The organism is Streptomyces sp. SYSU D01066-1, from assembly GCF_054956795.1.
Genome location: NZ_JBUDHV010000069.1, coordinates 1 through 7,874, shown reverse-complemented (window position 1 = coordinate 7,874; position 7,874 = coordinate 1). Strand labels below are relative to the sequence as shown.

1 pseudogene is annotated in these 7,874 nt (G+C 76.9%); it reads right to left on the bottom strand.

The features are described 5' to 3' along the window. Nucleotides 1-7,874 (bottom strand): annotated as a pseudogene (locus ACY1JF_RS31720) (hypothetical protein); the annotation flags it as partial.

Genomic DNA, 7,874 nt, shown 5'->3' with positions numbered 1-7,874 from the left:
TCGTGGGGGCCGCGGGGGGCGTGGGAGGTCGGGTTGGCGTCCGCGCCCGCGTCCGTGCCCGTAGTCGTGCCGGTGCCGGTGCCGGTGCCGGTGCCGGTGGTCGTGGGTGTGGTGAGGGGGCCCGCGTCGCTCGCGCTGTAGTGGTTGCGTCCCGTGTAGTACAGCTCCATCGCCGGCACGGTGGCGTCGGTCCGGCCGTACGGCAGGACGATGCCCCGGGGACCGTCGGCCGGGGTGAGGGCGGTGGTGTCCGACACCGGCTGGAAGACGTGGATCGGGACACCGAGGGTGTCGGCGAGCAGCGGCAGGAAGGCGTCGCCGACCGGGTTGTCCCACTCGTCCGACCAGTTGCGCACCGCCTGTTCGAGGGCGTCGGCCTCGGCCGTGGCCAGCGGTGCGGTGCTGCCGTGGTAGCGCGCGACGAGCAGGTGCCGGCGCTCGTCCGGTGACATGGTGGCGAGCGTCGGCAGGGCGTTGAGCGAGCGCAGGTAGCCGTACATCTGGCGGTTGCTCGGCGGAGCGCCGGACGGGGCCGGTGGCGCCCCCGGCGCGGACACCGCCCGGAGGTAGCGGGACTGGAGGTCGTCCGGGTCCATGTCCTCGGCGCGGGTCACGCCCTGGATGGCGAACTGGGCCAGCCGCGCGTCGACCCAGCCGATGGGCGCGGTCCAGGCCCGCGCCGCGAACTGTCCCACCAGGACGCCCCGGAGCTGGCCGAGCACCTGCGGCGACAGCGGGGCGGCACCGGCGCGGGCCGCCGCCAGCCGGGCCAGCACCAGGTCCTGCAACCGCCGGCGCGTGGCGCGCAGATGTCCGGTGCCCTGGTCGGTGGCCGCGGGGTTCACCGCGAGCGCCGTCAGCGTGCGCCGTACCTGGTCGGGCCGGGCCAGCCAGGCGGCGGTCCCCGGATCGAGGGCGGGGCCGCCGGCCCGCGCCAGGCGGTTGCCCACCACCTGGGGGGCGCTGCCGATGACCGCGTACAGCAGGCAGTAGCCGTCCCCGGGCGTCTGGACGTGGGCGCCGCGCGGGGCGACGTACGGCGAGGAGGCGGGGGGTGGCGGAGGTGTGGGCAGGGCCGTCGGGGGCTTCGGCGGTGCGGTGAGCGGGGCCTTGCCCTTGGTGTCGGGCTTCGTCGCCGGTTTCGGCTTCGTCGCCGGTTTCGGCTTCGGGGCCGTCCCGGTCACCGGCGCCTTCCCGGCTGCCGCGCCCGGCGTGTGCGTCTGGCCGCCGGCCGGGAGGGGGGCGGGGCGGCCGTCGGGGTCGGGCCAGCGGGGCGGGACGGTGGCGAAGGTGGTGCGCAGCGACTGCTCGGGCGCGGGGGCGTCGTCCCGCACGGCACCGGCCAGGTCCGGCAGCGCGTCGGTGGCCGCCGACAGGTCGGCGGCGGCCCGGTGCTGCGCGGCGACGGTGGCGGCGAGCTGCCCCTCGCGGCGGGTGACCTTGCGGCGGGCGCGCTCCGCCCGCAGGCCCGCGCGGTTCTCCCGGAGCTGGGCCACGCGCAGGTTCTCGCCGCGCCGGTCCACGGCGGCGGCGTCCTCCCGGGCCGCGCTCTCGGCCCGGTCGCGGGCCTCTTCGGCGGCGCGGATGCCGGCCGGTGCGATCCCGATGACGCGCCGCGCCTCCGCCAGGGCCCCGCGGTCGGCCGTCAGCCGGTCGGTGGCCTGCTGGACGGCGGTCTCGGCGGCGGTGACCGCCGGGAGGACCGCCTGTACCCGGGGGTCGTCGGCTACGTCGGCGGCCGGTCGGCTGGAGCGCGGCGTCGTGGTGGAGACGGTGGCCTGCGGGCCGGGCGTGTCTTTCCCAACGGCTTTCCCGGCTTCCTTCCCGACGGCTTTCCCGGCTTCCTTTCCGGTGGCCTTCGCGCGGTCCGCGCGCACCGCGTTCTCCGCCTCGGTCAGCCGGGCCAGCGCCGCCCGCAGGTCCGTGCGCCCCCGCGTCTCCGCGCGCTCGTTCGCGGCGATGACGGACGGCAGGGTGGCCGCCGTGCGCTGGGCGTCGGCGTACGACTTCCTCCGCCGGTCGACGAGGTCCCGCGCGTCCCGCGCGTCCCGCGCCGAGGCGGCGGCGTCGGCCCGCGCCCGCCGCAGCGCCCGCGTCGCCTCCGTCACCGCGTCCCGCGCCCGCCCCACCGCGTCCAGGGCGTCGGAGCGGGCGCGGTTGGCGTGCTGGAGGGAGGCGGTGAGGCGGGCCAGCCGGGCGGGCGTGTCGGCGAGGGCGTCGGCGGCGGCGTGCAGCCGCTCGGCCTCGGCGTGGAAGGGCGTCCACGCGGCCGTGAGGGCGGCGTCGGCGGTGACGAGGGCGCCGTCGGGGGTGAACTCCCAGCGGCGCACGCCCTCGGCGTCACGTGTCATCAGCTCGACCGGGCGGTTGCCCAGGACGGCGGCGCGGGAGGCGCCGTAGAGGGCCTGACCCAGCCGGGTGCCGGCCGAGTCGGCGCCGAGAGCCGCCCAGAGCTGCACGCCCTGGTGGCCCGGCGGGATCGCGGCGGTGAGGCGCTCGGCCAGGGCGTGCGGCTCGGCGGTGGCCCAGTCGGGGACGAGCGCGGGCAGGTCGCGGACGCCGTCCGGGGACTCGTCCGGGCCGATGAGACCGTGGCCGAGCAGGTCGCGTTCCTCGACGCGGAGGGTGACGGTGCCGGTGACGTGGCGGGTGCCCGCGGGCCCCTCGACGAGCAGGTGCACGTCGGCGTCGACGGCGTGGCTGCGGGTACCGCGGGCGCCGCTCGCGGGCGCGGCGGTGGAGCCGGACTTCAGCCAGTCACGGCGGCTGCCGGTGGTGGTGCCGCCGAACGCGGACGGCTGGGTCGGGCGCTGGGCGAGCGGCACCGTGAACCCGGCCAGGTGGTGGTTGGCGTCGTCGGCGCTGAGCAGTTCGGTGAAGGCGGTGGCGAGGGAGTGGTCGGCGCCGGCCGAGGTGCTCACCGTGTCGGTGGTGTTGTGCAGCTGGTCGAGGGTGACGTCGTCGGCGTGGGTGGCGCGGCGCGGGTTGTAGAGGGTGATCTCGATGGACGGCGCCTGCGCCGGCGCCCCCTCGAAGGGGCGGGTGCCGGGCATCCGCCGGGTGAGGCCGGCGGCCAGCCGGGTGCGGTCGAGGGAGATCCGGCCCGCCTGGATGAGCTGACCGAGCCGGACCGCGCGGCCCTCCGCCGACACCGAGGTCAGCTGCGCGTGCCAGCGGCCGTCGGCCCGCGGCGCCACCTCGTTCAGCGCGGACTCCAGGTGCGCCCAGCCGTCGAAGGCGAACGCCGGGGTCGGTCCCGTCGGGTGGAACATCTGGTCGTCGGCGAGGTACGGGGCGGCCGCCGGACCGGTCCCGAGCACCCGGTTGCGCGGGTCGGTGGTGGACAGGGCGGACGGCGCGGTCACCGACGCCGGGGAAGTGCGCGCACCGGTCTCGGTGCCGGTGAAGCGCAGGGACAGCCGGACCGGCACGCCGCGGGTGCGCGGCTGCCCGCGCCGTAGCAGTTCGTCCATCCAGCGGCGTACGTCACCGTCCGCGTCGGACCAGGCGATGACACCGTTCTGCACCAGGCCGCCGAGCACGTTGGGCGGCCAGTCGGCGACCAGCGCCGAACGGACGGAGACGACGTAGTCGTACTCCAGGCCGTCGAAGTCGGCGCCGTTGTCGGTGCGCAGCCAGAAGCGGTTGTCGGCGGTGGCCGCCCGCCGGGCCGACCTGCTGGTGGCCGCCTGCGGGGTGAACACCGGCGCCGCCCGGTCCACCTTGCCGCCGCCCGCGCCCTGGCCGGGGCGGGGGTAGCGGGTGGTGAGACTGGCGGCGAGCTGCTTCTGCCGCACCGCGGCCCGGGTCGTGGTGCGGCCCGAGGAGGTGTGCGACTGCCACTGCTCCAGGCCCGAGCCGGGGCGCGAGATGCCGCGCACGCCGGTCAGGTCCTGGGAGCGGCGGGGCACCGCCGTCAGCGTCACCTCGACGAGACGCTCACCGCCGTACCCGTGGTGGCGGAAGTGGAAGCGGGTGGTGGCCCGCCGGGGCGTGCCGTCCGGACCGCGGCCGGGCAGTGCGCGCAGGCCGGCGGTGGAGGCGAGCTGGGCGATCCGGCTGTGCACACCGGGCTGGTAGCCGGGGTGCCCGGGGGTCGTGGCGCCGGGCGCCTCCCGCTCCACCAGGTCGAGCAGCGCCCGCCGCACCTGGCCGCGCCGCTCCCGGGGCCGGACCGGACCGAGCGGGACGGCGCCGCTGTTCGGCCCGGACGACGGCACCGGCGCGGCGGCCGGCATCTCGTACTCGACGACGGACGTGACACCGCCGAGGCCGAGCTGCCGGTCGCGGACGTACGCCGACGGCAGCGGCGCCGTCAGCACCGGGGCGGGCGCGGGAGCCAGGCCCGCCACCGAGCCCATCCAGCGGGCGTCCCGCGCGAGCTGGCCCTGCGTCATCAGGAACTGCAGCCCGTCCGGCACGTCCACGGCGTACGTGACCGGGTCGACGGTGCCGGGCTCGCCGGGGACACCGCCCAGGACGTTGCGGGAACCGGCCCGGACCGTGACGAGGTAGGTGACGTCCGCGACGATCCGGTGCAGCTGGCCGCTCTCGGTGGGGGTGCGGTTGACACCGGTGCTGGAGGCCAGGGTGTCCGCGGTGTCCGTGCGGGCGATGTAGCCGAGGCGCCCGGACGGGTTGAACAGCCCCTTGTACGACGTGCTGGTCGTGCCGGTGGAGGAGGCGGAGCCCTCGGTCTCCGGACTGGTCTGGCCGGCCGCGTTCTCCGGTCCCGCGGGCACCGTCGGCGGGTTCTGCGTGAGCGTGCCCACGCCACCGAACTGGTGCGACTTGCCGAGGGACTTGAGCTGCTGCGCGCTGTCGGTCGCCGAAACGCCGGTCTCCAGGTACTGCTTGGTGGTGTCCAGCAGGCGGGGCCGGTGGGCGACGGCCTGGACCTCCACCGAGTACTGGCCGTCCGCGACCGTCCCCGGCAGCGACAGGCCCTCCACTACGTAGGAGCTCTTGAAGAGGGCGTGCCCGTGCGCGACCAGGCTGCCCGGGGTGAGCGAGGCGTGCCGGATCTCGGCGGCCCGGGTACGGGTGTCGGCGAGACCGTGGCCGGCGAGGGGGGAGAGGCGGACGCCGGACGGTGCGGCGGCGGTGCCGTCCGCGGCGGGGGCGGTCGCCGTGCCCGTGGCCGGGGCCGTCACCGGCAGGATTGGTCCGCCGGCCGGCGTGGCCGTCGGCGGTGTGTTCGCCGTCTCGCGGCGGATGTCGCCGGCCGCCCGCTGGAAGGCCGCCTCGATGGCGGCGGAGCCGCGCACCGTGTCGATCAGCGCGTCGTCGGGGACGCGCACCAGCTCCGGGCGGGGCGTGCCGGCGGCGTCCGTGCCGTCCAGACGGGCGTGGTCGGTGGCGTCGGGACGGCGCGGCACACCGTCCCGGCGCGGCGCGGGCGACGCCGGGGTGCCGTTCGGGGACGGCGCGTGGGTACGGCCGTGGGGCACCGCCAGCCGCAGCGACCCGGCGACCGTCGGCGGGCTGGGGGCCGGCGGCGCGGGCGGCGCTCCGGGCGGGGCCGGAGCGGGCGCGGGGTCCTGTCCGAACCGCTCCGTCGGCCGGGTGCTGTCGTCCGCGTACAGGTCCAGGCCCAGCCGCACCGGCACCTCGAACTCGTGGCTGTCCTGCCCGGTGCCGATGTAGAACTGATCGTGCCCGGTGGCCCCGCCCACGGTGTCCCCGTGCGTGACCTGGTGGCCGTACTGGTAGTCGCCGCCGAACCCGATCGAGCCCCAGCCGCCCAGCGGAGCGGTGACGCTGCCCATCGGGCCGAGCGCGCCGCCGTAGGACTCGCCGCGCTGCTCGGTGTCGCCGCCGGCCGCCTGGGCCAGGCCCATGACCTGGATGCCCGGCAGCACCCGGCGGTGGACGGCCGCCCGGGTGGCGTCCCGCTCGGCGGTGAGCAGCAGCCGGACCCGGCGGACGCCGGTGTCCGTGCTGTTGGGCACCTCGAAGTGCAGGGCGTGCCCGCCGTCGACCATGGCGTCGGTCGCGGCCCGCCGCCCGGTGCGGGAGCGCGCCTCGCGCAGTCGGCGCAGGTTGTTGAGCTGGGCGTGCAACCGGATCTGGTGCTCCGGCTCGTGGTCGCGCACCGCCTGCTTCAGCCGCCCGCCCGGCCCGCCGGACGACGCCGGCGCCGTCGGCGCGGGCGGCAGGAAGCCCTCGCGGCGCAGCCACCGCTCGGCGCGGTCGAACAGCACGTCCGTGCCGGTGACGTCGAGCGGCGCCGCGCTCAGGCCGATGCCGTCCAGCCGCTCCAGCGCGTCCGGCAGCTCCCGCACCTCGTCCCCGGCCGGCGGGTGCCCGGTGGCGTCCGCCTTGCTGAGCACCCGCAGGTCCATGCCGTGTCCGTGGGCCAGCGGCGGCGCCGCGGTCTCGGTGCCGTCGGGCCGGATCAGGGTGACCCGGTAGGTGACGGCGGCCGGGGCGAGGAGGTGGCCGCGGTTGGTGCGGATGGCGTGCATCGTGCCGGAGGAGGAACCGGCGCCGTAGGTGTTGGTCACGGTGGCCGTGGCCTGGCCGCGCAGTCCGAGGCTGCCGCCGATCACCCGCGAGGCGTCCGGGTGGCCCTGCCGGTGGTCGGCGGTGAGCGCGGCGGCCCCGGAGCCGGTGAGGGCCAGACCGCTGGTGTACTTCGAGGACAGGTCCACCTTCGAGGTGTTGACCAGGTGGCTCTCGAGGTTGATCTGGCCCGCGGTGCTCTGCCGCTGCGGGGTGCCGACCGTGGGCGTGGTGACGAGGTGCAGCATGCCCACGGCGTTGCCGGCGGAGTCGGTCAGGACGGGCGAGTAGAGCCCGCCCTCCGACTGCATCGGCAGCGTGCCGCGCAGCACCGGCTCGGAGAGGAAGTCGGCGGCCTGCCCGGCGGCGGCCTCGTCGAGGTCGGCGTGGAAGGACCGGCGCACGTGCTCGTACAGGGCCCGCGGATCGATCACCGAGTCGACGCCGTACAGCGGCAGGTCGGCCGGCGCCGCCGGGGCGGGCAGCGAACCGGGTGCCGGGTCGGCGGTGGTGAGGTGGCGCGGGAACCAGATGGTCGTCGGCCCGTGCGCACGCGGGGTCCCCCAGCCGTCCGGCGCGGGCGCGGGCGTGGCGGTGGCCGACGCGGTCACCGCGGGGGCGTCGACGCGGACCCGCCAGACGGTCGTGAACTCCACCGGATCGGACGGTTCGTTGGAGCGCTGGGCGGAGGTCGTCTGGACGATGTGCGTGACGGTGGTGGAGTCCGACGCCTGGTTGTGGGTGACCGCGCCCGACAGCGTGCCGTCCACGGCCCGCACCGGCGTCGGCGCACCGACCGGCCAGGAGGCGGTCCACGGCACCGTGAACGTCCGGTAGGTGCCCGACGGCTGCCCGGAGAAGTTCTCCCGGGTGCCGATGCCGCGCCGCTCCACGTGCTTGTCGGGGTCCCGCGTGTCGAAGCGGCCCTGGCGCAGGGAGACCCGGGGGTCGGACAGGGTCAGCTGCACGTCGACGGTGTGATCCCGGCCGTCGACGCGGACGGTGACGCGGTGGCCGCCGTTGGCCCGCAGGTAGGGCAGGTTGAGGGCCAGGCCCTCGCGGCCGAGCCGGTCCCGCACCTGGTCGCGCACCGGCTCCGGCGGATCGTCGGGATCCAGGCCCAGCGCCTCGTAGACCTGCCGGTGCAGCCCCTCGGTGACCCGCTCGGTGAACGGTTCCAGGTACACCAGCCCGACCTTGCCGTCCGGGACCGACCCGTAGGTGTTCACGTAGCTCGACGGCAGCGTCGTCCGCGCGGGCGGGTCGGCCGTGGGTGCTTGTGAGGTGGGCCAGGTGGGTGGGTGGGTGGCGGGGAGGGGGGTGGTGTCGGGGTTGGTGGTGGGGGTGGGGTTGGTGGGGGTGTTGTGTGT